23 protein-coding genes and 1 tRNA gene are annotated in these 23,743 nt (G+C 65.8%); 6 read left to right on the top strand and 18 right to left on the bottom strand.

Features of this window, described 5'->3' with window-relative positions; genetic code table 11:
• The first annotated feature begins 152 nt into the window (after positions 1-152).
• The 4 genes from HDC96_RS16680 to HDC96_RS16665 all read left to right on the top strand — a co-directional run bounded on the left by HDC96_RS16680 (position 153) and on the right by HDC96_RS16665 (position 5,649).
• Positions 153-1,862 (top strand): sensor histidine kinase, encoded by a 1,710-nt coding sequence (locus HDC96_RS16680; RefSeq protein ID WP_179460921.1) that lies wholly within the window; start codon positions 153-155, stop codon positions 1,860-1,862.
• On the top strand, positions 1,850-2,551 hold the full coding sequence (locus HDC96_RS16675) for a LytTR family DNA-binding domain-containing protein (protein ID WP_179460920.1): 702 nt from the start codon (positions 1,850-1,852) through the stop codon (positions 2,549-2,551). The genes HDC96_RS16680 and HDC96_RS16675 overlap by 13 nt, the downstream gene beginning before the upstream one ends.
• A 296-nt stretch (positions 2,552-2,847) precedes the next feature.
• On the top strand, positions 2,848-4,584 hold the full coding sequence (locus HDC96_RS16670) for a hypothetical protein (protein WP_179460919.1): 1,737 nt from the start codon (positions 2,848-2,850) through the stop codon (positions 4,582-4,584).
• A 420-nt stretch (positions 4,585-5,004) separates the two neighbouring features.
• On the top strand, positions 5,005-5,649 hold the full coding sequence (locus HDC96_RS16665) for a hypothetical protein (RefSeq protein ID WP_179460918.1): 645 nt from the start codon (positions 5,005-5,007) through the stop codon (positions 5,647-5,649).
• Positions 5,650-5,799: 150 nt separating this feature from the next.
• On the opposite strand, the gene HDC96_RS16660 is transcribed toward HDC96_RS16665, so the two are convergent.
• The 16 genes from HDC96_RS16660 to HDC96_RS16585 all read right to left on the bottom strand — a co-directional run bounded on the left by HDC96_RS16660 (position 5,800) and on the right by HDC96_RS16585 (position 18,476).
• A complete protein-coding gene (locus HDC96_RS16660) occupies positions 5,800-6,537 on the bottom strand; it encodes a DUF6794 domain-containing protein (protein WP_179460917.1) in 738 nt (245 codons plus the stop codon).
• 12 nt (positions 6,538-6,549) lie between these two features.
• On the bottom strand, positions 6,550-7,317 hold the full coding sequence (locus HDC96_RS16655) for a PoNe immunity protein domain-containing protein (RefSeq protein ID WP_179460916.1): 768 nt from the start codon (positions 7,315-7,317) through the stop codon (positions 6,550-6,552).
• A gap of 92 nt (positions 7,318-7,409) precedes the next feature.
• Positions 7,410-7,484 (bottom strand) — tRNA-Val (locus HDC96_RS16650).
• Positions 7,485-7,549: 65 nt separating this feature from the next.
• Complete coding sequence (locus tag HDC96_RS16645) at positions 7,550-7,903, bottom strand: PilZ domain-containing protein (protein ID WP_179460915.1); 354 nt, start codon at positions 7,901-7,903, stop codon at positions 7,550-7,552.
• Positions 7,900-8,859: a DNA polymerase III subunit delta' gene (locus HDC96_RS16640; RefSeq protein ID WP_176990982.1), complete on the bottom strand. Its 960-nt coding sequence runs from the start codon at positions 8,857-8,859 to the stop codon at positions 7,900-7,902. Before HDC96_RS16640 ends, HDC96_RS16645 begins: the two co-directional genes overlap by 4 nt.
• Positions 8,852-9,520 (bottom strand): dTMP kinase, encoded by a 669-nt coding sequence (gene tmk, locus HDC96_RS16635; protein ID WP_179460914.1) that lies wholly within the window; start codon positions 9,518-9,520, stop codon positions 8,852-8,854. Before tmk ends, HDC96_RS16640 begins: the two co-directional genes overlap by 8 nt.
• Entirely contained in the window at positions 9,517-10,578 is a 1,062-nt protein-coding gene (gene mltG, locus HDC96_RS16630; protein ID WP_179460913.1) for an endolytic transglycosylase MltG, read from the bottom strand. The genes tmk and mltG overlap by 4 nt, the downstream gene beginning before the upstream one ends.
• 66 nt (positions 10,579-10,644) lie before the next feature.
• Entirely contained in the window at positions 10,645-12,000 is a 1,356-nt protein-coding gene (locus HDC96_RS16625) for an aminodeoxychorismate synthase component I (protein ID WP_179460912.1), read from the bottom strand.
• Positions 12,001-12,093: 93 nt separating this feature from the next.
• Entirely contained in the window at positions 12,094-13,356 is a 1,263-nt protein-coding gene (fabF, locus tag HDC96_RS16620) for a beta-ketoacyl-ACP synthase II (protein ID WP_176990978.1), read from the bottom strand.
• 136 nt (positions 13,357-13,492) lie between these two features.
• Positions 13,493-13,732, bottom strand: coding sequence for an acyl carrier protein (acpP, locus tag HDC96_RS16615; protein WP_017357544.1), 240 nt, complete (start codon positions 13,730-13,732; stop codon positions 13,493-13,495).
• A gap of 153 nt (positions 13,733-13,885) precedes the next feature.
• Positions 13,886-14,629, bottom strand: a complete 744-nt coding sequence (gene fabG, locus HDC96_RS16610; RefSeq protein WP_179460911.1) for a 3-oxoacyl-ACP reductase FabG — start codon at positions 14,627-14,629, stop codon at positions 13,886-13,888.
• Between the two features lie 74 nt (positions 14,630-14,703).
• Complete coding sequence (gene fabD / locus HDC96_RS16605) at positions 14,704-15,648, bottom strand: ACP S-malonyltransferase (protein ID WP_179460910.1); 945 nt, start codon at positions 15,646-15,648, stop codon at positions 14,704-14,706.
• Positions 15,649-15,736: 88 nt separating this feature from the next.
• Positions 15,737-16,519, bottom strand: a complete 783-nt coding sequence (locus tag HDC96_RS16600; RefSeq protein ID WP_179460909.1) for a serine/threonine protein phosphatase — start codon at positions 16,517-16,519, stop codon at positions 15,737-15,739.
• Between the two features lie 75 nt (positions 16,520-16,594).
• Positions 16,595-17,572 (bottom strand): beta-ketoacyl-ACP synthase III, encoded by a 978-nt coding sequence (locus tag HDC96_RS16595; RefSeq protein ID WP_176990974.1) that lies wholly within the window; start codon positions 17,570-17,572, stop codon positions 16,595-16,597.
• An 88-nt stretch (positions 17,573-17,660) separates the two neighbouring features.
• Positions 17,661-17,858, bottom strand: a complete 198-nt coding sequence (gene rpmF / locus HDC96_RS16590; RefSeq protein WP_017357626.1) for a 50S ribosomal protein L32 — start codon at positions 17,856-17,858, stop codon at positions 17,661-17,663.
• 108 nt (positions 17,859-17,966) lie between these two features.
• Complete coding sequence (locus HDC96_RS16585) at positions 17,967-18,476, bottom strand: YceD family protein (RefSeq protein WP_121043054.1); 510 nt, start codon at positions 18,474-18,476, stop codon at positions 17,967-17,969.
• A gap of 113 nt (positions 18,477-18,589) precedes the next feature.
• Between HDC96_RS16585 and HDC96_RS16580 the strand changes: the two genes are divergently transcribed.
• The gene (locus HDC96_RS16580; RefSeq protein WP_179460908.1) at positions 18,590-19,162 is read left to right on the top strand and encodes a Maf family nucleotide pyrophosphatase; all 573 of its coding nucleotides are present in this window, start codon (positions 18,590-18,592) and stop codon (positions 19,160-19,162) included.
• A gap of 3 nt (positions 19,163-19,165) precedes the next feature.
• Here HDC96_RS16580 and HDC96_RS16575 read toward each other — a convergent pair whose 3' ends face one another.
• Together HDC96_RS16575 and HDC96_RS16570 are read right to left on the bottom strand one after the other, a co-directional pair.
• On the bottom strand, positions 19,166-20,791 hold the full coding sequence (locus HDC96_RS16575) for a hypothetical protein (RefSeq protein ID WP_343203022.1): 1,626 nt from the start codon (positions 20,789-20,791) through the stop codon (positions 19,166-19,168).
• A gap of 115 nt (positions 20,792-20,906) precedes the next feature.
• Positions 20,907-22,748: a glycosyltransferase family 39 protein gene (locus tag HDC96_RS16570; RefSeq protein WP_179460907.1), complete on the bottom strand. Its 1,842-nt coding sequence runs from the start codon at positions 22,746-22,748 to the stop codon at positions 20,907-20,909.
• Between the two features lie 40 nt (positions 22,749-22,788).
• Between HDC96_RS16570 and HDC96_RS16565 the strand changes: the two genes are divergently transcribed.
• Complete coding sequence (locus HDC96_RS16565) at positions 22,789-23,742, top strand: MoxR family ATPase (protein WP_179460906.1); 954 nt, start codon at positions 22,789-22,791, stop codon at positions 23,740-23,742.
• Position 23,743: the final 1 nt, after the last annotated feature.

Here is a 23,743-nt window from a genome sequence, read left to right as displayed (position 1 = left end):
TCCGGGTGGGAGGTAAGGGAATCGAGCGCCGAGTGACGGCGCATGCACCACGCCGCCAGCATCACCTTCCCCACGCCAGCCGAGGATGGCCCGTCCGCCGAACAGCTCCAGGCGGGGGTCCAGTGACTCCGTGCAACCGATACGATGGGTACATGCAGATGCCACGCACCCTGACCGCCCTCGTCGTGTTGCTCATCGCGGTCGCCGCGTGGCTGCTGCTGGTCGCGCCTCCACCGGGCGTGCACTACTACGAGGCCCAGGAGATGGCACCCGCCACGCTGGGCGCTGACGGCGCACTCCCCACCGCTCCGCCAACGACACTGGCGTGGCAACCGGCCAACCAGCGCGAACTGGTGCAGTGGCGCGGCCCCTACTGGCTGCGCTGGCGCCTTCCTGCGCAGCCAGCACACGACGCGACCGACCGTGCACTGCGCATCTCGGTACGCGCCGCGAGCCAGCCCTTCTGGAACGGCCAGCCGTTGGCCGCCAATGGCACCGTCGGCCGAAACGCACGCGAAGAGCGGCCGGGACAGGTGGACATCATCCGTGTGCTGCCGCCCTCTGCCTCAAGCGGCACCGACGCGCTGGTGCTGCTCGCCTCCAGCCACCATCAGTGGTTCAAGCTGCGGGGCGCGGATGCCTTCGTTGCGGTCGGGCCAGCCGCCTCGATCTACCGCCTCAGCCTTGGACCGTGGTTGATCGCCGCGCTTGCCACGGGGGCGCTGGGTGCGGCCTGCCTCTACTTCCTCGCTGCACAGCGCGGCCGGCCACGGGTGCCGGGTGCGCGCCTGCTGCTCGCATTGGGTGTCGTCGGCCTTGCGTTGCCCGTCGTCGAAGCATGGCGTCCGCTGGTCGGCTATGCCTATCCGTGGCACGGCCCGCGACTGCTCATGCTGCTTCTGCTGCACCTCGCCGCAGCGATCCTGCTGCCGGCTTACCTGGCGCGTCGTTTCGGCGTCGCGGTGCCGAAGACAGCCCGCATCGCCTATCTCGCCACACTGCTGGCGCTGGCCGCCTTCGTGCCCAGCTTCGACGGCCGCGGTGCCGCACTGCTGCTGCTCAGCCTGCTGACCTCCACCTACGTGCTGCTGCGCGCCCGCGGCGAGCCCGACGAGCGCTGGCCGATCCTGACCCTCGTAGTGGCCGGTGCACTCGCCGTGCCGCTCGCTGGCGGGATTTTCCTCGACGGCCCCTACTTCCTGTTCCTGTCCGTGCTGATGGGCTTCCTGCTGATCCGCCACGCCGCCCAGTTGCGGACGCTGGACCACCACAACGCGCAGCTGCGCGAAGAGCGTGCCCGCCTCTCGCTGCAGCTGCTGCAGCGGGGCATCCAGCCGCATTGGCTGATGAACACCCTCACCGGCCTGCAGGAACTGATCGAACAGGCTCCGATGCGCGCCAGCCGCATGGTCGAATCCCTGGCCGAGCAGTTCGACCGCCTGCGCGAGAGCAGCACCCGCCCCAGCGTGCCGCTGGAGGAAGAGCTGGCGCTGTGCCGCAACCACCTGGACATCGTCGGGCTCGCATTGGATCGCCACATCGGCTTTGAGGTCGAGGGCGAGCACACGGGCCTGTGGCTGCCGCCCGGCGTGCTGCATGCGCAGGTCGAGAATGCGCTCACCCATGCGGGGGCGGGGCCGTGTGCCGAGCATCCGTTCCGCCTGCGCATTCAAGGCGAGGGCGACCGTTGGTTGCTGGAACTGCGCAGTGCACGTGGCACTGCCCCGCATCGCGGGCAAGGCACGGGCACACGCTACATCGAGGCCAGCCTGGCCGCCACCTGCCCGGAGGGCTGGCGCTTTGAGCAACGCCCCGATGGCAACGACTGGTGCGGCCGCATGGAGCTGTCATGCGCATCCTGATCGTCGAGGACGAACTGCTGGTCCGCCAGCGGCTGCTGCGGATGTGCACCGAACTGGCTGGCAGCCGCGCCCGATTCGATGCCGTGGCCGACCTGGACGCCGCGGGTGACCGGCTGCAGCGCAGCGTGTATGACGGCCTGCTGCTGGATTTGAATCTGGGTGGAGAGGATGGCTTCGACCTGCTGAAGCGCGTGGTGGCTGGGCGCTATCACTGCGTGGTCGTCTCCGCACATCGGGAGCGGGCGCTGCAGGCGTTTGAGCATGGGGTGCTGGACTTCGTGCCGAAGCCTTTCTCTCGCGAACGGCTGGGGCAGGCGCTGGAGCGGCTGCTGGATGTTGGGCGGTATCGGTCTGGGGCGGCGCGTTACCTGGGCATCTGGCATGCGCAGGGGACGGCGATGGTGGAGCTGGCCGATGTGCTTTGGATTCGTGCTGATGGGGACTACAGCGAAGTACGTATGCGCGATGGGCGGAGTGAACTGCATGACAAGTCGCTGGCGAGTCTTACTGCCGTTCTACCGCCGGACTTTGTGCGTTGCCATCGGTCGTATCTGGTCAATCTGACGCATGTGCGGACGCTGCATGCTGCTTCGGGGAGCCGTTACTGGTTGGTGTTGAATGATGGGGCTGAGGTGCCGGTGGGGCGGGCGTTTGTTGAGGACGTGCGTGGAGAGCTCGGGTCGAGATGAGCTTTTCGAGGGAAACGCTGTAGTACCAATGTCCGCGTTCGGCCAAAAGCTGACATCTGTTGCACTAAAGGACCCCTACAAAACTCTGAGCAATTCAAAACAGATACTGCTGCCTTTGAAGATACGCTCCTGCTAGCATTGAAGCGACCTACAATGGGGGGGGGGAGATGCAATCCAGGTTTTCACAACGTTGGCATTCGTTCCGAAAAGCACGAGGCGCGACCCTTTGGGCCTATGCCGCGCCGACTATACTGTCTGGGCTGGCATTGGCTTCTCTGTTTGCTCTAGGTCCGCTTGTGCAAGCTATCGCGGTTGCGCTCGTATCTGGAGAAACATCGTCACTTTACGACAGTGAGAACGTTGGCCAACTCGTTAATGTCAAGGCATATCTGACTTCGGCTTTGTGGCCGCCCTATCTGGCAGCTGGAGTGTTCTCGGCAGCTGCAATGCTGCTAGCTTCTACAAAGCGAGCCGTATTTGCTTCCGGGACAGTAGCGATTGGCCTCTCTCTAACAGCCATAGACTTGTCGTCAGGTGTGCTGGATGGATTGGCGGCATCCATCCTCTGCAACTTTGCAGCGGGCGCAATCCTGGCAACCTTGACCTTAGTTCTAGTCCTAGACAACAGGATAGTCCGGCGCATAGCTAACGGCAACGCAAAGGTCGAGCGAATCGTTTGGCTACTCGCTCCAGCGATAGGATATTTTGCCCTGGCGACGATCCTTTTCTGCGTTCTCGGATTCTTGACTACAGTGCCGACAACTCCCGTCAGCTTTCGGCTCGAGCCCTCTCTCAACGGCTACTACGTCACAGAGGAAGAACAGCAGTGCCGGGCTGGTAACCAGGACGAGTCGAAGCAATGTGGTTCAGTGGACGGGAAGGATCACAGCAAGTTCTCATTCTTAGGAAACTTTAGCGAGGCAGAGAATGGCAGAACTGATTTCATTGGCGGTGGAGCCGGCCTAAAAATTGGATGGTCGAGGACTACCGAAGGCTCGACAAGAGGCTCTCTGTGGGCAACGCAAGGCTGCGTGGGAGAAAATGCTCCCTATGAAGATGCAATCAAGTCGCCCCCTATATACACTGGCGAGATTCGCAATCTATCACTTACAGCGGATGAAGGACTATCTGATTTTCGCGTCATTCATCCGAAGCTCAATGAAGTCACGGTTTCAGATGATCGCATCACCCAGTTCTGGGTCAATCCATCACGCGATGATCCTGAGAAGATTGACGTGAGTAGATTCCTTGGGAATGGAACCATCCAAGTTGCTAATAATTTCACCAAAACAACATTCGTGCTTGGACTTATTCCTTTGACTGGAAATGAGGAAGGCGCCGCATTCAAGGCACGAAGCGTGACCTACTCGATCAACGGTGATGATGAGCGAGTGATTAACTTTAGGATGGCCTCAGAAATGATACGGGCACAGGCTTCCATTTCCTGCGAAGCCTTGGAAGTGTTCGAGCATGGTGAGCAAATGTCGGCAGCTACGAACGTCCCGTACGTCAGCCTAGTGGTATCCCTGGAAGCTCCGGAGCAACTTAGTCTGGAGGAACTCGGCAAACCTAGTCACGTTACCGTTTCTGGAGCAAATGGCTGGATAAAGAGTATTGGCTACCGCAAAGAGAATTTCCATGAGGCGATTACGCCAGGCAGGATCTCACAGCTGTCGCTAATTGGGGTTGTGAGAGATCTGGTTATCGATGGACAGGCAGTTCCCACGGGGGCAACGAGCACGCTCCAGCTAAGCGGGAAAATGTACGCCCGTACAGATGGCCCCGCCATACTGATTGAAGGCGGAGCTGACTATCTCATTCTTAATGGAAAACGACTTAGTAGTACGAGGTGGGAGCAATTAGACGCAGGCGTAAGGATTCCGATAATTCTTGGGGTCCCGACGGCAGCATACTTCCTGCTAAGTTTCGCTGGCGCCGCGTTACGAAGGCCGGCTCGCCTGGTCTGGAGGCTTCCAGGAAAGCACAAAAGGCAGACATCAGAGTCTCGCTATCGGCATAGCGCTGTCCGCTAAGGGATGCCCTGTCTTCACGGACACTTACTAGAAGACCTACCAATGCCTTGACTCAGATCCGCCCAGTGCACTTAAACAAGAACTGGTTCCACAGTGAGCTTAAGTCAGAGGGCTAAAACAGTGTTACGAAGACGAACTTTCCTTGCCTCTCGAGTACCTGGAGACACGGTAGAATCATTCAAGCTTCAACGCTGCTGCACTATCCACGCAGTAGACAGATCCACTTTGAGGGCGACCTACAGGAAAGGCTTGCGGCCAGATTTTGGCGGCACAACATCTCCTTGGTAAGCGGACATTAGTCAGGCAGGCACCAGGGGCCGATGCTGGTAGCCACTCATCAATTGAGAGCGGCCCCACTCTGCGCACCGGATTAATTCAGGAGTTATATTATCTATGCGACATCCACATCGACTGTTGCAGATGCGCTTCCCAGTGTTCACGTATCGGCGCGATTTCCATTCTGCTATGAACTTTTCGAGAGAGCAGGGTCTTTCTGTGGACAACGAAAAACTGGCGACGACGCTACCGATGCTCAGTGAGTTGATTGTTGAGCTTTCACACAGAATTCCAGAAATTCTAGACCAGCTTTCTGGACAGAGTCGGGAGCCAGTTCATGAGTTCGGAGCTCAATGCGCCAACACCCACTACGCGATTCTTGGGTTCATCCAAGCCCACTATGGTGATATGCGCCCAAATTTGACCATCGGGGAATTTGGCGTCGACAACAAGACGCTCTACAACTTCTCTCGCGAGAAATTCAGAGATTGGTTGAAAGCGCGTCCCTCAATTGTTGATTTCCACACTTGGATCGCACTTGGGTCGGGAATAATCATTGACTGTACCGGGCCCACCTACCTGCAGACGCGCGTTAATCTTCAGGACGTTCTAGGAGGCATAGCACATGGCGAGCCTGGAAATCTAGAAATTACTCGCATTGAATCATTAGCGTATGAGCACCTTGATCTAGATACACGCGGAGTTCGCTATTTCCCAGTGGCTGTTGGGGCTGAGGCACTATTTGCTGTCGCCCCCAAGTTTGATGGGGACGACCCAAGAGCTCACTAGGATGGACTTGCAATATGTTGGTGGGATTTGAGTTGCGGAATGCGTAGGCCCGCAGCCCTTTGCGGCTCTCAAGACTCTCACAACGCTCGGGCCGAAGCCAACTTCCGCAATCAAGCAGAAGCACATATTGACTCCCTCCGCCCCCTCCCATCACCGAATGGACGCTTTGACCTCAGGCACAAACTGCATCGGCCGCTCGGGCCACGCGCATGCTTTGTTGAACGTGAACTCCAGATTCGGCGGTGCATGGCGAGGCGTCAGTCCGCTTCGGAACCCGAGCCACATCAGCGCCGTGTCCAGCGGCTGTTCCTGCTCGAATTCCGCACGCACGAAGCATTGGCGGTTCAGGTCGCCCACGGGCACGATGTGCAACTGAGTGGGGCAGCCAGGCGCAGCCGCGTCGGCCACCTGGCGATCGATCTGCACCTGCATGGCGTCAAGCATTTCTCCAATGGTGAGCAGATACCAACCCGTCGTGTCGATCCGGATCTTGTGCATCGTCGCGAACTGGCAGTGCAGGGATGCGCGTAACACGGGATCTGTCTGCGCCTGCACTCTGTCCCACAGTCCCTCGAGGATGACGATCGAACACCCCTCCGGATCGTCCGTTCCGCAGGACCTGAGCAGGGCATCGTTGCCACCCCACAAGCCGAACTGGTTGCGCACGCCTGTGCCGTATCCCATGTAGAGCTGGCTGATGACAGCGTCCTTTGGGTTGCGCCGCATCCAATCGACGTCATCGGCGGGAAGTTCGCCCAGAAGTCGATCGACGGCTTCATCAACCGTACCAGGCCAGGGTGTGCTCGCCGGCGCTTCAGGCGCGCGCGGCGCGCACGCGACCAGCCCCAGCGAAAGCACCGTGATCGTCCAGATCAACGTCTTGCGCATGACTGGCCGGCCTCAGCGCGGGCGCTGGCGGCGCGCGTAGTCCACCAGGTCGCGCGGATAGACGCGATGGTCGATGGCGCTGTCGTCGATATCGTAGAGATACGCGATCGCGGCCGCCTCGAACGCCCAGTAGCCGACGAAGCGGCCATCGTCGTCCACATGGCTGTCATGCCAGGGCGCGTGCTCGAAGGCGGCGTACCAGCCCTCGCAGTAGGTGGCAAGCAGCGTGCTGGCCTCTTCCGGTGTATCGGCGTAGATGGCCTGGACCAGCGGCGTGCAGTAGTCGTGGAACCACTCGTCGACATCATGCCGGTCCGGCAGCACGCGCATCAGCAGGTCTTCATACAGCGTATCGCTGGCGACGAAGTTGGCCTGGTCCATCAAGGCGGCCACGCGCGCCAGCAGGTCCGGACGCCCCAACAGGATGCACAGCGCGAACAGCTGCGTGCATTCCAGGTATTCATCCGGCCAGTGATCGATCGCAAACGGCGCAATCAGCGGTTGCCGCTCGTACTGGGCAAGCATCTGCTGGCGATGCTCCACGTGTTCCACCAGCGCTTCCAGCAGGGGCGGCAGCGACTCGACCGGGTGGCCGGCGGTGTAGGTGATGTACAGGTGCTCGGCGGCCAGGCGCTGGAACCAGCGCGCGCGCAGCGAGCGTTCTTCCGTGTCCGAATCGGACTGGAAGCGGTGTTCCTGGAAAAAGGCGATCGTCGCTTGGCGGTCTTCCAGGAACTGCGCGTAGTGCTGGGCTTCAAGCGGGGCTTGGCGTGGCTGCATGGATCTTCCTTGACCGGGCATGTACCCGCGGGATCGCCGGGCGCCGCAAACAAAAAAGCCGACCAAACGGCCGGCTTCTTCATGTTGCAGCGTGGTGGGCGGTACAAGGTTCGAACTTGTGACCCTTGCCGTGTGAAGGCAATGCTCTACCGCTGAGCTAACCGCCCGATGCTGCTGAGCCGCTCATTATAGAGCGGCAAATTTCGACGTCAACGGTTTCGCCGAAATTTCTTCACATCGTGTGCGTGGGCTTGTCCGCAGTCAGGATGCCGGCCAGCAGGGTCTCGATCCGGTGGCGAACGACCTCCCCTTCGGCGCCGTCGGCCAGCTGTACGCCGATGCCTGCGGCACGGTTGCCCTGGGCCCCGGCGGGGGTCACCCAGATCACCTTACCGGCCACTGGCAGGCGCTCGCTGGAGTCCGGCAGGGTGAGCAGCAGGAACACCTCATCGCCCAGGAAGTAGCGCTTGGGCGTGCGCACGAAGATGCCGCCGTTCTTCACGAACGGCATGTAGGCGCTGTACAGCGCAGCCTTGTCCTTGACGGCAAGGGACAGGATGCCCTGTCGGGCGTTGGTGGCGCTCATGCTCTATTCCCCTTGGCGTGCCGTTCGTTGACCTTTCCCCAGGCCAGCAGCAGCTCAACCACCGCTAGATCGGCGCGCACCGTGGTGCGCAGCAGGTCACGGGTGCGGTTGGCCGCATCGAACCAGGCGGCCAGCTTGTGCAATCGATCGGGATCGGTCAAGCCACCGCCGGTGGCCTGGGCCAGGGCGAGATCGGCGGCGTGGCGCAGGCGCAGGGCGGCGTTGTCGTCGGCGGTCCAGCGCTGGGCCAGTTCGACCGCGCCGGAGCGGCCGGCGACGAGGGCTTCCAGATCCGTGGCGACCTGGCGGCGCAGGGCCAGGCCATCCTCGCGCAGCCACTGGTCGGCCAGGCCGGGGTGGCCGCGGGCGGCGTCCAGTGCTTCGCGGGCGCTGGCCTCGCTGTGGCCCAAAGTCTGCAGCCAGGCGAGCGCTTCCTCGCGCGGCGGCAGCTTGAACTCCAGGCGCTGGCAGCGGCTGCGGATGGTGGCCGGCAGGCGCGCGGGGTCGGCGCTGATCAGCCACAGGTAGCGGCCGGGTTGCGGCTCTTCCAGGGTCTTGAGCAGGGCGTTGCAGGCGGCGCGGTTGATGGCGTCGGCGGGATCGACGATCACCACCTGGGCCACGCCGTACTGCGGGGTCAGCGAGAGCTTCTGCGAGACCTCGCGGATCTGCTCGATCACGATCTCGGTGCGCAGCTTGTCGCCGGATTTGTTGGGGATGAACGAGATCCGCTGCAGGTCCGGGTGGGTGCCGGCGGCCAGCAGCTGGGCGCTGCGCTTGGCCGCGGCCGGCTCGCCCTGCCCCAGCACGTGCTCGGCCAGCCGCAGCGCGACGCCGAGCTTGCCGAGGCCAGCCGGGCCGCAGAACAGCAGGCCATGGCCGAGGCGACCGGCGTCGAGCGCGGCCACGGTCTGGTCATAGGCGCGCTGCTGCCAGGGGGAAAAGGGTTCAGCCACGATCCGGCTCCTGTGCCAACCATGCATCCACGGCCGCCACCACCGCACCGGCGACGCCGGCCTGGTCTTGGCCGGCGTCGATCAGGCGGTAACGTGCGGGGTCTTCGCTGGCACGCTGGCGGAATACCGCGCGCACCCGCTGGAAGAAATCATCGTGCTCGCTTTCAATCCGGTCCGGCCACATGTCGCGGCCGTTGGCGCGCGCACGGCCGACCGCCACGTCCACATCCAGCAGCAGGGTCAGGCCGGGCAGCAGGCCGACGGCGCGGCGCTCCAGATCGGCGATCCACGCCGGGTCCAGGCCGCGGCCACCACCCTGGTAGGCGTAGCTGGAATCGGTGAAGCGGTCGCACAGTACATAGGCACCGCGCTGCAGCGCCGGGGCGATCACCTGGCGCACGTGCTGGGCGCGGGCGGCGAACACCAGCAGCAGCTCGGCCTCGGCCGAGAGCGGCTCGGCGGCGATCTCCGCGTCCGGCTTGAGCACCAGCGCGCGGATGCGCTCGGCCAGCGCGGTCCCGCCGGGCTCGCGGGTCAGCACCACCTCATGCCCGCGGGCCAGCAGGGCCTCGCGGATCGCGTTGATGGCGGTGGTCTTGCCGGCGCCCTCGCCCCCTTCCAGGCTGACGAAATGCGGGTGCCGGTGCAGCGCGGGACTCATCGGGGTGCGGCCTCTTGGGTACGTTTGCTGCGCAGCTGCTGCAGGTAGCGGGCAACGGCGGCGTTGTGGTCGGTGTAGGTGGCCGAGAAGATGTGCGCGCCACTGCCATCGCCGACCGCCACGAAGTACAGCGCATCGCCCTTGGCCGGCTGCGCGGCCGCATGCAGCGCATCGCGCCCGGGCATGGCGATCGGGGTCGGGGTCAGGCCGGCGCGCGTGTACGTGTTGTACGGCGTATCGGTGGTGAGGTCGCGCTTGCGGATGTTGCCGTCGTAGCTGCTGCCGATGCCGTAGATCACGGTCGGGTCGGTCTGCAGGCGCATGCCGATCTTCAGGCGGCGCATGAACACGCCGGCGATCTGCGGGCGCTCGCTGGGCAGTGCGGTTTCCTTCTCGATGATCGAGGCGAGGATCAGCAGCTCATACGGCGAGTTCAGCGGCAGATCGTCCACGCGGCTGTCCCACGCTGCGGTGAGTTCTTTTTCCATCGCGGCATGCGCGCGCTTGAGCACGTCGATGTCGCTGTCGCCGCGCTGGTAGACGTAGGTCTCGGGCAGGAAGCGGCCTTCCGGATGTTCGCCGGGGAAACCAAGCGCCTTCATCAGCGCGGCATCGTCCAGCGCATCGGTGGTGTGCACCAGCGGATCGGCACGCTTGAGCGCGGCGCGCAGCTGGCGGATGTTCCAGCCTTCCACGATGGTGACGCGGTGCTGCAGGACGCGGCCCTGGCGCATGCGGGTCAGCAGCTCGCGCGGGGTCAGCGCGGGATCGAGCGCGTATTCACCGACCTTGAGCTTGCCGGCGGCGTCGAGCTGGCGCGCCAGCAGCTGCCATTGGGTGTCACTGCCCTCGTCCACGCCGGCCTGGCGCAGCTTGCCCAGCACGGTGCTGAAGCCATCGCCCGAGGCGATCACCATGCTCTCGGCGCTGGGGGTGACCGGCGCATCGGCAAAGGTGCCCTGGCGATGCCAGAACCATGCGCCCGCGGCCGCGACCAGCAGGGCCACCACCAGCAGCACGGCCAGTACGGCCAGACATCCGCGTTTCGCACCCGCCATGGTCACCTCGAATGAAATTCTTCGCCGCGCAGCATACCGCGCGGGTACTGCACACCGCCAAACGGCTCAGGCATCGCTGCCCAGCGCACGCAGCAGGCCGCGGGCCTTGGCACGGGTTTCGTCCAGCTCCTTGTCGGCGACCGAATCGACCACGATCCCGGCCCCGGTGCGGAAGCTGGCGGTGTCGGCGGCCACTTCGGCGGTGCGGATCAGGATGTTCAGGTCCAGATCGCCATCGCGGTTCAGCCAGCCGAACGCGCCGGTATAGGCACCGCGCGCGGTCTGCTCCAGCTCGGCGATGATCTGCATGCAGCGCACCTTGGGGCAGCCGGTGATGGTGCCGCCGGGGAAGGTCGCAGCGATCACCTGGCCGGGGCTGATCTCCGCACGCAGGCGGCCACGCACGTTGCTGACGATGTGGTGGACGTGGGCGTAGCTCTCCACGGTCATCAGCTCATCCACCTCCACGCTGCCCGGCGCGCAGATGCGGCCGAGGTCGTTGCGCTCCAGATCGATCAGCATCACGTGCTCGGCGCGCTCCTTGGGATGGCCGACCAGCTCCTGGATGCGCGCGGCATCGTCATCGCCGGCGAAGCGTGGGCGGGTGCCGGCGATCGGGCGGGTCTGCACGTCATCGCCGTGCACCGAGACCAGGCGCTCGGGCGAGGAGCTGACCACCGCCCTGCCCTGCGCCATGAACAGCCCGGCGAACGGCGCGGGATTGGCCACGCGCAGCTGCGCGTACAGCGCCTGCGGCGAGAGCGTCCCGGCGAACTGCGCATTCCAGCGCCGCGAGAGATTCACCTGGAACACGTCACCCGCACGCAGGTAGTCGATCACCTTGCCGACGCCATCGGTGAAGCGCTGTGGCGCGTCCTCACCGATCGCGACCGGTGGCTGCCACGTCGGCAGCGGAGCCAACGTGGCGGCCGCGGCGAGGTCGTCCTGCAGGGTCTGCAGCAGCGCCGCCTGTCCAGTCTCGCAGACGGCGTGGAACTGGCCGAGCACGCGGTCATGCAGCACCGCCGCCGGGCAGCGCAGGGCCAGCGCGGCGGGCAGCCCATCGGCGCGCGCCGGCAAGGCCAGCACGTCCTCGATCTGGCCAGCCAGTTCGTAATCCAGCATCAGTGCCCAGCCACCGCGGAACGGCAGCGTGGTCGCTTCGCGCGGCAGCCGCAGCGCGGCCCAGTGCGCGTCCAGTACGTCGAGGAAGCGGCCGTCATGGGCGACGCCGTCCGCATCGCGCACCACGCCGTCGGCGTGCAGTGCGAGCGCTTCACCGTTGCCCATCAGCAGCAGATCCCAGCGCCCCTGGGCGGTGCCCGAGGCGGTGGACTCCATCAGCAGCGGGTAGCGCTGCGGGGCCAGGCGCTGCAGGGCCAGCAGGTCGGTGGTGGCGGGCAGCGGAAGCGTCTGGAACATGACAGGACACCGGAAGGGCGCAGCGTGCGCGGGGGCCAGATACACCAAGGCCGCCATGATGGCGGCCCGGGTGGGAGGACACGGAACGGGCGGTCAGACGCGCTTGAACACCAGCGTGCCGTTGGTGCCGCCGAAGCCGAAGCCGTTGGACATCACCACATCGACCTTGGCCTCGCGTGCGGTGTTCGGCACGTAATCCAGGTCGCAGCCCTCGCCCGCTTCATGCAGGTTGATGGTCGGCGGAATGATGTTGTCGCGCAGCGCCAGCACCGAGAAGATCGCTTCCACGCCGCCGGCCGCGCCGAGCAGGTGGCCGGTCATCGACTTGGTGGAGCTGACCATCATCTTGTAGGCGTGGTCGCCGAACGCGGTCTTCATGGCCATCGTTTCGCCCAGGTCGCCCAGCGGCGTGGAGGTGCCGTGCGCGTTGAGGTAACCGACCTGGTCCGGGGTCACGCCGGCGTCCTTCAACGCCATGGTCATGCAGCGTGCCGCGCCTTCGCCGTTCTCGCTGGGGGCGGTCATGTGGTACGCGTCCGAGCTGGCGCCGAAACCGGCCAGCTCCGCATAGATGCGCGCGCCACGCGCCTTGGCGTGTTCGTACTCTTCCAGGATCAGGATGCCGGCGCCGTCGCCGAGCACGAAGCCGTCGCGTTCCTTGTCCCACGGGCGCGAGGCTTCCGCCGGCGCATCGTTGCGGGTACTCATCGCCTTCATCGCGCAGAAGCCGCCCAGGGCGGTCGGCGAGGAGCCGCGCTCTGCACCGCCGACCACCATCACGTCCGCATCGCCGTACTGGATCATGCGCATCGCGGTGCCGATCGAGTGGTTCGAGGTCGCGCAGGCGGACACCGCCGAGAACGACGGACCCTTCAAGCCGGTGATGATGCTCAGCTGGCCCGGGAGCATGTTGATGATGGTCTTGGGCACGTAGAAGGGCGAGATCTTCTTGCCCTCGTGGAAATCGATGGTCTGCTCTTCGATGCCCAGCAGGCCGCCGATGCCCGCGCCCACGATGGCGCCGATGCGCTCGGCGTTGCCGTCGGTGATTTCCAGGCCCGAATCGTTCAAGGCCATGAAGGCGGCACCGAGGCCGTAATGAATGAACGGGTCCATCTTCTTGGCATCCTTGCCAGTGACCCGGAACTTGCCGAACTGTTCGTTGTCGGCGGTGATGTCGAAGTCCCTGACCTCACCTGCGATCTTGGTGGTGAAACGGTCCAGGTAGGACTGCGAAACGTTGGTCAGCGGACCGATGCCGGAACGGCCTTCGGTGATGCCCTTCCAACTGCTGGCCATATCATTGCCCAATGGCGAGACCATGCCCATGCCGGTAACGACGACGCGACGCTTCATTGCAGATTCTCCTGACCCGGATGTTGCGGGTATCACGCGGTATAACGCTCAAAAGCACAGGGCCGCAAGCGCGGCCCCATGGGTTTGCCGCACGCGGTCGCGGCAATCGCCACGGCCGCGCGCGAGCCGCCTGACATCAAGCCTTGACGTGGGCGTTGATGTAGTCGATCGCAGCCTGCACGGTGCTGATCTTTTCGGCTTCTTCGTCCGGGATTTCGCACTCGAACTCTTCTTCCAGCGCCATCACCAGTTCAACGGTGTCCAGCGAGTCAGCGCCCAGGTCATCGACGAACGATGCGCTGTTGGTGACTTCCTCTTCCTTGACGCCAAGCTGTTCGACGACGATTTTCTTGACGCGTTCTTCGATGGTGCTCATTGGATATCGCTCCAGATGGAGTAGTGGTTCAAAAATGACGCCATCCGGTGAGGGATGACCGTGGGATAGTGTAGTGGAAACCAGCGACACCTTGCATTGCAGCAAAACATCAAACGGATCAACCACTTGCGGCGCAATCCATGCGCCACATGCTTACGGCATGTACATGCCGCCGTTCACATGGAGGGTTTCGCCGGTGATGTAGCTGGCCGAAGGACCGGCCAGGAACGCCACCGCGTTGGCGATATCGGACGGCTCGCCGAGCCGCTCCAGGGCGATCGACTTGACCAGGCCGGTGCGCTGCTCTTCCGGCAGGGACTTGGTCATGTCGGTATCGATGAAGCCCGGCGCGACCACGTTGACGGTGATCCCGCGCGAGCCGATTTCCTTGGCCAGCGACTTGGAGAAGGCAATGATGCCGGCCTTGGCCGCGGCGTAGTTGGCCTGGCCGGCATTGCCGGTCACGCCGATCACCGAGGCGATGTTGATGATGCGGCCCTTGCGCGCCTTCATCATGCCGCGGATGACGGCCTTGGAGGTGCGGAAGACGCTGGTCAGGTTGGTGTCCAGGATCGCCTGCCAGTCTTCTTCCTTCATCCGCAGCAACAGGTTGTCGCGGGTGATGCCGGCGTTGTTGACCAGGATGCTGATGGCGCCGAATTCCTTGGCGATACCGTCGAGGACGGCCTCGAGCGCAGCGGCGTCGGTGACGTTCAGCGCGCGGCCGTGGCCACCCACAGCGGCCAGGCGTTCGCCGATGGCGGCGGCACCGGCGTCGGTGGTGGCGGTGCCGATGACGATCGCGCCCTGCGCGGCCAGTGCGTCGGCGATCGCGGCACCGATACCCCGGCTGGCGCCGGTGACCAGTGCGATTTCACCCTGAAGGGGCTTGCTCATCTCATTTCCTCAAACGGGACCGGTCCGGCCGGCCTGGCACGAAGCCATTCCAGCACGGACGCGATCGGAAGACATCAGGCGGCCCAGGTCTCGCGGGCCGTCTCGAAATCGGCGGGCGTGGACAGTGTGCGCGCGTCCAGCGATTTGTCGATGCGCTTGATCAATCCGCTCAGTACCTTGCCCGGGCCGCATTCGGCCACGCGGGTGACGCCACGGCCGGCCAGGGCCTGCACGCAGCCGGTCCACTGGACGGGCAGGTAGAGCTGCTGCACCAGCGCCTGGCGGATGGCGTCGACGCCGTCATGCACGCGGGCATCGACGTTCTGCACCACCGGCAGTGCCGGAGCGCGCCAGTCCAGGCCGGCCATGGTTTCCGCCAGGCGGTTGGCGGCTTCGCGCATCAGCGGGGTGTGCGAGGGCACGCTGACGGCGAGCTTGACGGCCTTGCGGACGCCCTTCTCGGCCAGCAGCGCCAGCGCACGATCCACGGCGGCAGCGTCGCCACCGATGACGATCTGGCCGGGCGAGTTGTAATTGGCGGGCACCACGACCTGGCTGCCGGCGGCCTGCTCGCAGACCTCCGCGACCAGGGCGTCTTCGGCGCCGAGCACGGCGGCCATGGCACCGACGCCGGTCGGGGCGGCTTCCTGCATCAGCTGGCCGCGCAGGCGCACCAGATGCGCGCCGTCACGCAGGGTCAGCGCGCCGGCGGCCACCAGGGCGGTGTATTCGCCGAGGCTGTGGCCGGCCAGCACGGCCGGCTGGGTGCCACCCACGGCGTTCCAGGCGCGCCACACGCCGATGCTGGCCGCGAGCAGGGCCGGCTGGGTGTATTCGGTGCGGTTGAGCATTTCCTCGGGACCGCCCTGCGACAGCGCCCACAGGTCGACACCGGCGCCGTCGGAGGCTTCGGCGAAGGCCTCGCGGATCTGCGGGTGCAGCTCGGCCAGTTCGGCCAGCATGCCCAGCGACTGCGAGCCCTGGCCCGGGAACACGAATGCGAGATTGGTATCGGTCACGCGATCATCCGCCTGCAAAAATCGAACGGCGAATGATAAAGGGGAACGTCGCCCTTCGTCTGTACTGCCGCGTATGTCGGGCCCTTCGTCAGGTGAACAGCTGGAGGATGTCCAGGTCGCCGTCGGTGAAGAAATCGAAGCAGAGGGCCACGACCATCAGCACGCCCAGCGTGGTGGCGCCGTGGACGATCAGGATGGAGTGGGCCAGCGCGCGGGCGGAGCGGCCCATCTTCAGGCTGGCGCGGGCCAGGCCCTGCAGGCGGCCGGTGACGTCGTGGGCATGCGCGAGGACCGGGGCTTCGGCGCCGTCCATGGCCTGGGCCATGAGGGTCTGGAGCTGCTGCGGGCGGTCCTCGTAGTACTTGGCGACGCCGTAGCCGAACATCAGCCAGTCGCGGGCCTGGGCCTGGGCGAGGTCCATGACTTCCAGGGGGTCTTCCTCGAAATCGATGAAGCCGATGGCGCTGCCATCCCAGGTGAGGTTGCGCGGCAGCGGCTGGCCGAAATAGGCGCCCTTGCCGTGCGCCTGGGCGATCGCATGCATGGCCGCGGACACGAGGCGGTCGCGGCCGGCGTCGTCGGCGTCGCGCAGGCAGGTGTTGAACGAGGAGCCGTTGTCGCCCAGCACCAGGGCCGCGTGGCCACTGCCGATGACGTTGGGGACGTTGACGCCCTGGGCCTGCAGTTCGGACAGGCGGCGGGCTTCGGTCCTGCGGGCGGCGTCGCCGCCACGGTGCGGCGGCGGGCGCAGCGCATCGAGCTGGAAGCGTCGTGCGATGAAATTCAGCAGGCCCAGCGCGACCACGCGGCTTCCTTCGCCGTACTGCTTCAGCCAGGCGCGCTGCCCTTCAATGACGATGGGCTCAACCATGACAGTTCTCCTGAAATGCATACGACCCCGTAATGGGGCCGTAACGACAGCGTCACGTTGTCGTAACTGACTCTATCAATAGCGCAGCAGAGCCGAACCCCAGGTGAAGCCGCCGCCGAAGGCTTCCAGCAGCAGCAGCTGGCCACGTTCGACGCGGCCGGAGCGGACGGCGTGATCCAGCGCCATCGGCACCGAGGCCGAGGAGGTGTTGCCGTGCTTGTCCACCGTCACCACGACCTGGTCCATGGACATGTCCAGGCGCTTGGCGGTGGCTTCGATGATGCGCAGGTTGGCCTGGTGCGGGATCAGCCAGTCCAGGTCGTCCTTGGTCAGCGCGTTGGCTTCCAGGGTTTCGTCGACGACCGAGTCCAGCGCCTTGACGGCGTACTTGAACACGTCGTTGCCCTTCATCAGGATCGCGCCGCGGGCATTCTCGCCCTCGCCGAAGCCGGCCGAGACACCCACCGGGTTCCACAGCAGCTCTTTCTTGCTGCCATCCGAGTGCAGGTGGGTGCTGAGGATGCCGGTGTCTTCGTCGGCCTTGAGCACGACGGCGCCCGCGCCATCGCCGAACAGCACGCAGGTGGTGCGCTCGGTCCAGTCGACGATACGGGTCAGGGTTTCTGCACCGATGACCAGCACGTGGCGTGCATCACCGGAGCGGATGAATTTGTCGGCCACGCTCAACGCGAACACGAAGCCCGAACAGGCGGCGTTGACGTCGAAGGCGGGGCAGCCGGTCGCACCGAGCTTGGCCTGGATCAGGCACGCGGTGGACGGGAAAATCAGGTCAGGCGTGGTGGTACCCACCACGATCATGTCGAGCTGCGAAGCGTCGATACCGGCCGCTTCAAGCGCACGTACCGCGGCGTGGTAGCCGAGGTCGCTGGTGGTCTCGCCTTCGGCCGCAATGTGCCGTTCGCGGATACCCGTGCGCGATTGAATCCACTCATCGCTGGTGTCGACCATTTTCTCCAGATCCTGGTTGGTCAACACTTTTTCGGGCAAATAACTACCAGTGCCCGCGATCCTCGAGTAGATCCGCTTGCTCATTGCATGTCCTGTAGCACGATCACCAAACGTGGTGATCGGGAAGAATGGGGCAAAGGCCGCCACCCGACCGGGCAGCGGCCTTCACAAATCAATCTTCTTCGACGGCCGAGTTCGACTTGGTCGTGATCACCTTCTTGCCGCGGTAGAAACCGTCAGCGGTGATGTGGTGACGCAGATGCACTTCACCGGTGGTCGGATCGGTGGACAGCTGCTTGGCGCTCAGGGCGTCATGCGCACGGCGCATACCGCGGCGGGACGGGGTGACACGGGATTTCTGCACAGCCATGGGATTGCTCCAAACTCGGTTCGTTTTGCTTCGTCGTATCGTCGCGCAGGACGCCAGCGCCCAGCACAGTTTTCGCTTTCGCCGCAGCCGCCGACGACAATCCGGCTGCTATTGTTTTTTCAGTGCCGCCAATGCCGCGAACGGATTGGCCTTGCTGATTTCTTCTTCGGTCGGTGCCCAGTCCTTGTCCACGGCCTCACCATCGGGAGACAGCGGCACGACGGGCACGGCCAGGACGAGTTCGTCCTCGACCAGTTCCAGCGGTCGCAGCATGCCGTCTTCCGGCACCAGCCACGGTTCCCAGCCTTCCGGCAGCGAGGACTCTTCCTCTTCGCTGCGGATCAGGCCGAGCCGCTGCACCATCGATACCGGCAACAGGAAACGCTGCAGGCTGCGCTGACAGATCAGCGGCAGCGCGGTGTCGATGGACAGTTCAACATAGGATACCTGCAGGATGTCGTCGTGCGCGAATTCCAGTGCATAGGTGCACGTTCCTTCGGTATCGGCGACAAGGCCCTGGAGGCGGGTCAATTCCGCTAGATCCACCTGGCCGTCGAAGCACCTGCGTGCTGCGACCATCCGCCAAGCATCCAGCATTTCGGGCACGTTTGCGGACATAAGCCGCTGAATGTTAAGGATCGTCCGGGCTGCTGTCAAATACCTGCGCAGTCAGGTTGCCGATCCCCGCCCGAAGGGCCCAGACTGCCGACCTTCCGTGCCGGTATTGTCGCATGACCCCACTGCTGCTTGCCTCTACTTCCCGCTACCGCCGCGAGCTGCTGGAGCGGCTCGGCCTGCCCCTGGAGACCGCCCGCCCCGAGGTGGATGAGACGCCCGCCGCCGGCGAGGCCCCACGCGCCGTGGCGGTGCGCCTGGCGCGGGCCAAGGCCGAGGCGGTGGCCCGGATCCACCCCGGCCGCTGGGTGATCGGCTCGGACCAGGTCGCGGAACTGAACGGCGCCCCGCTGGGCAAGCCGGGCACGGTCGACGCTGCCCACGCGCAGCTGGCCGCGATGTCCGGGCAGGTGGTGGCGTTCCACACTGCGGTGAGCCTGGTGCGCGATGGCGAGGCGCTGGAGACCTGCGACCTGACCCGGGTCCACTTCCGGGCCCTGGGCGCAGCCGAGATCGCCCGCTACGTGGCCGCCGAGCAGCCGCTGGACTGCGCCGGCAGCTTCAAGTGCGAGGGCCTGGGCATCACCCTGTTCGAGGCGATCGAGAACCGCGATCCGACCGCCCTGATCGGGCTGCCGTTGATCGCGCTGAGCCAGCTGCTGCGCCAGGCCGGCTACACCCTGCCCTGAGTCTCAGCGCAGCTGCCGCGCCTGCAGGCAGCCCGCATCGAGGTCGCCGGTCGCCCAGCCGACCCAGCGCCCGGCCACGGGCATGGCCAGGCCCACCGGCCGTCCCGCACAGTGCAGGACCAGCCGCGGCGCCCTGCTCTGCGCGGCGAAGTCGATGCGCCACGCCGTGCCACCGAGCGTGTTGCGCACGGCCACCAGGGACACATCGCGGATCGGGACGGCCACGGTCGTTGTCGCCGTTCGCGCCTCCTGCAGATAGACGGTTTCCGGCCAGGCGAACATCGCGCTGCGGTGCGCGCGCAGGCTGGGCAGCGCAGCCTGCACTTCGGCGGGCACGCTCTCGCCATGGGTCTGGTCCGGATCGACCACGCCGGCCGCCGCGGCCGTGGCGGTCATGTTGGCCACGCGCTGCATGCTGGCGCCCAGGTAGGCCATCCATGCCGTACTCGGCAGGGCCGCCAGCGCGAGCAGCAGCGCCGCCCAAGCCACCGCGCGGGGACGCCGCGGGCCGACGCGCACGATCGTCCACAGCAGCAGGCCGGACCAGAACAGCCACGACCAGGGCACATAGCGCGGCGCGGCCAGCTGTGCGGGGAAGTCGGCGAAATACGACCAGCGGCTGAGCGCAACCAGCCCCCCCACGGCGAGACCGAACCAGGCCATCGCGAGCGCGACGGATTCGCCTGCCCCGGCGCTGCGTCCGCGCTGCCCGCTGCGCCAGGTCATGCCAAGCAGGCCGACCACGCCGGCCGCGCCGATCAGCAGATGCGGCCAGCGCGAGGTCATGACCGGGCCGAACAGCGACTGGTATGCGCTGGCCACGGCATGCACCGCGCTGCGCAGCGGCGCGAACGGCAGCTGCTGGGCGGCCGCCGGATCCAGTGCCGGCCACGCCAGATATATGAAGGGCGAGGCCAGCCAGCGCAGCAGCACGTCCAGTTGTGCCAACGGCATCAGGCCCATCTGCGAGGGCATGCCGGTGCGCCCCATGCCCAGGTGCAGGCCGACCGCCGCGAGCAGCCCGGCGATCAAGGGCAGCCAGTGCGACACCGGCGCACGACGCACCGCCAGCACCGCCGCCAGACCGACGAACACCGCCACGCCACTGCCGAAGGAGAACGTCGCCGCCACGCCACACACGGCGGCCAGCACCGCACCGCGGCGATCCCCACGCAGCAGCAGGGCGACACCGGCCATCAGCGCCACGGTGATCAGGTAGGCATGCACGGACTCGTTGCCATGGGTCAGCACACGCTGGCTGCCCAGCCAGAAGATCGACAACACGCCGACCAGAGTTGCCGCGGCGCGCACCGACGGCGCCAGCGCATCGGCCTTGAGGATCCGGGCCAGCAGCCACACCGTCGCCAGCGCCAACACCATGCCGGTGCCGATCTGCAGCCATTGATTGCCGTGCAGCCAGCACAGCTCGGCGTAGCGCACCAGGTTCGGCAGGATTTCGCGGTGACCGTTGTCCGACACCAGCACGTTGGACGGCCATGGCATCTCCAGCAGCTTCTGGGTGAAGCGCCACGGATCGGCGTACGGCACGCGCGGCGAGAGCCAGGCCATGGCCGCCAGGCCCACCCCGACGACGGCCGCGACCGCGCACCACAGCAGGCGCGTCAGCACGGGCGATACCTTCGCGGCAGGCGCGTGGGCAGCAGGCGGGCAGACAGCAGACAAGGGGGCAGATTCCTGCGACGTAGTGCGCATGACGGTTTCATCCATGGAAGAGCATGTGCGCTCAGCGCGCGGGGACGGTGAAGGCCTGTTCCTGCCATTGCTCCACGCTGCCGTCCTTGCCGTGCAGCGTCATGCCCAGCCAATGGCGGCCGGGCGCAAGGTGGTCGGTCTTCAGCGTGGCATCGAAGGCCACGTTGGGGTGCTGCGGATCGGTGGAAATCTCCCAGGCGCCGGTGATGTCATACACGCGCCCATAGACCGCATCGCCAACCGGCGTGCCATCGATCAGCAGCTCGACCCGATCGATGCCGACGCCATCCTTGAAGGCCCAGCCCCGCACCTCGAGCGTGTCGCCGACTGCCGCGCCGGGCTGCGGCGCATCCACCCAGGCCATCGCCGGGGTCACGCACGGCCCTTCGGCGCGCTCGGCCGGCAGCCTGAAAAGCAGGAAGCGCTGATAGCCGTGATCGTTGCTGACCACGCGCGGCGGCGGCAGCGGCCCCACCTGCTCGCAGACCGCGTGGTAACGCTCCAGCAGATCGCGATAGCGTTGATCGCTGGGCGAGAGCACCAGCAGCATCGGCGTATCGCGCTGGCCGTCGTGCAGCAATCCCCACAGGCCGAGCTGCGCGCTGCGGCCATGTTTGTCGTTCAACGGATGCCGCAGCACCTCGATCGAGGCATCGCGCAACTGGAACCCCAGTTCCGCGCCGACCTTGAAGTTGCCGGCCAGCACGCGCGTACCGGGCGGCATGCGTTTCAGTTCTTCGCGCACCGCGCCGGCCAACGGCTCCCAGCCGGCGAAATTGCGCGGGTAATACTTGTAGCCCGCCAGCTGCTCGCGCACGCTCGGGATGGAGACCATCAGGTAGTAGCCGAAGGCCAGGGCGAGGCCGGCACCGGCCAACCACCAGCCGGTGCGGCGCAGCCAGCGCGGCCAGCCGTTGAGCACCACCGGCACCGCGATCAGCAGCGCGAGATAACCCGGCAGCGGCCAGTGGAAACTGATGCGCTCCACATCGGTGAAAAAGCCCAGGCCGAAGATGGACAGCGTCGATACCGCACCGATCAGGCCGAAGTAGCGCCACTGCGCGCGCGCGCCACCGCCGGAGCGGGTGCCGGCCAGGGCCACCTTCCACATCGCGATGCACAGGATCGGGGTGACCAGCATCGGCTGGATCACCAGGAACCACAGCCCGCTCCATTCGAACGCCCACGGGTGACGCTCGACCACCTGGAATTTCAGGCCCGCATCATGGTTGTCGGCATTCCACGACAGCAGCGGCAGCCACGCCACCACGCCGACCGCCAGTGCGACCCATACGCGCGGATCGCGCAGCATGCGCCGACCCTGCGGCAGCACCAGCAGCGCGATGAAGCCGACCACGATCACGCCGATGAAGCGGTAATGGCTGAGCGCGCCGATCGCCAGGCCGGCGGCCAGCTTCACTGCCGCCGCCGCATCGACACTGCGCAACAGGCGCGCGCCGGCATCCAGGCACAGCACCGCCGCCAGCGCCATCGGCACATCCGGCACGGCCAGCATGCCCAGCGTGGCCGACAGCGGCATCAGCAACGTCAGGCTGCCGGCCTGCCACCCGGCCACCGCGCCGAACCAGCGCGTGGCGATGCGCGAGACCAGCCAGGGCAGCCAGGCACCGATCGCCAGGAACGGCAGCCGCAGCGCGAGCACATGGTTGCCGCCCACCTCCACGCCCAGACGTGCCAGCCATGCGGTCAGCCCGGGCAGGTCCGAATAGGCCGCGGCCAGGTGCTGGCCTTCCTGCCAGTAGAAGGCTTCGTCCACGAACAAGGGCAGACGTGCGGCCACCACCAATTTGACGGCGGTGACCAGCGTCCACAACAACAGGAATATGGTGCGTGCGCGTTGTTCGCCCTGCATTGCTCTATAGAATCAGTGGAATCATCGAATCGAGACGGACATGGATCATTCGCCCCCCGTGCCAGCCATGCTAACCGATGTACTGCGCCAGTCCCTTCGCGCCGCCCAGGATCAGGTCAACGGACTGGTGCTGGGCAAGGCGCAGGAGGTGCGGCTGGCCTTCGTGGCGCTGCTCTCCGGTGGCCATCTGCTGATCGAGGACCTGCCCGGGCTGGGCAAGACCACCCTCGCCCATGCCATGGCCTCCAGCCTCGGGCTGGGCTTCCAGCGGGTGCAGTTCACCTCCGACCTGCTGCCTGCCGATGTGCTCGGCGTCTCGGTGTACGACGCCGGCAGCCGCCAGTTCCAGTTCCACCCCGGCCCGGTCTTCACCCATGTGCTGCTGGCCGACGAGATCAACCGCGCGCCACCGCGCACCCAGAGCGCGCTGCTGGAAGCGATGGCCGAGCAGCAGGTGACCCTGGATGGCGTGACCCATCCGCTGCCGGATCCGTTCTTCGTCATCGCCACCCAGAACCCGGTCGACCTGTCCGGCACGTTCCCGCTGCCGGACTCCCAGCTGGACCGCTTCCTGCTGCGGCTGGCGCTGGGCTACCCCAATCCGGAATCCGAGCGCGAGCTGCTGCGCGGGACCGATCGCCGCCATCTGATCGCGCAGGCCACCGCGCGCCTGAGCGAGATCGAGGTGCGCACGCTGCGCGAGGCGGTCGGCCAGGTACATGCCAGCGAAGCCCTGATCACCTACGTGCAGGCCCTGCTCGCCCGCAGCCGCCAGCACGCCGGGGTGCGCGTCGGCCTGTCGCCGCGCGCCGGCCTGGCGTTGCTGCGCGCGGCGAAGGCGCATGCGCTGCTGCTGGGCCGCGCGCACGTGGTGCCCGAAGACGTGCAGACGCTGTTCGTCGCGGTGGCCGGGCATCGCCTGGTGCCGGAGGCCGAAGCCGGCAACGGGCCCGCGCTGGCCCGCGCCATCCTCCAGACCGTGCAGGTCGACTGAG

Origin of the sequence: Stenotrophomonas sp. JAI102 (genome assembly GCF_013409105.1) — a bacterium.
Lineage (GTDB): Bacteria > Pseudomonadota > Gammaproteobacteria > Xanthomonadales > Xanthomonadaceae > Stenotrophomonas > Stenotrophomonas maltophilia_AA.
The sequence above is the reverse complement of the archived record's forward strand: the minus strand, read 5'-3'. Positions and strand labels throughout refer to the sequence as shown.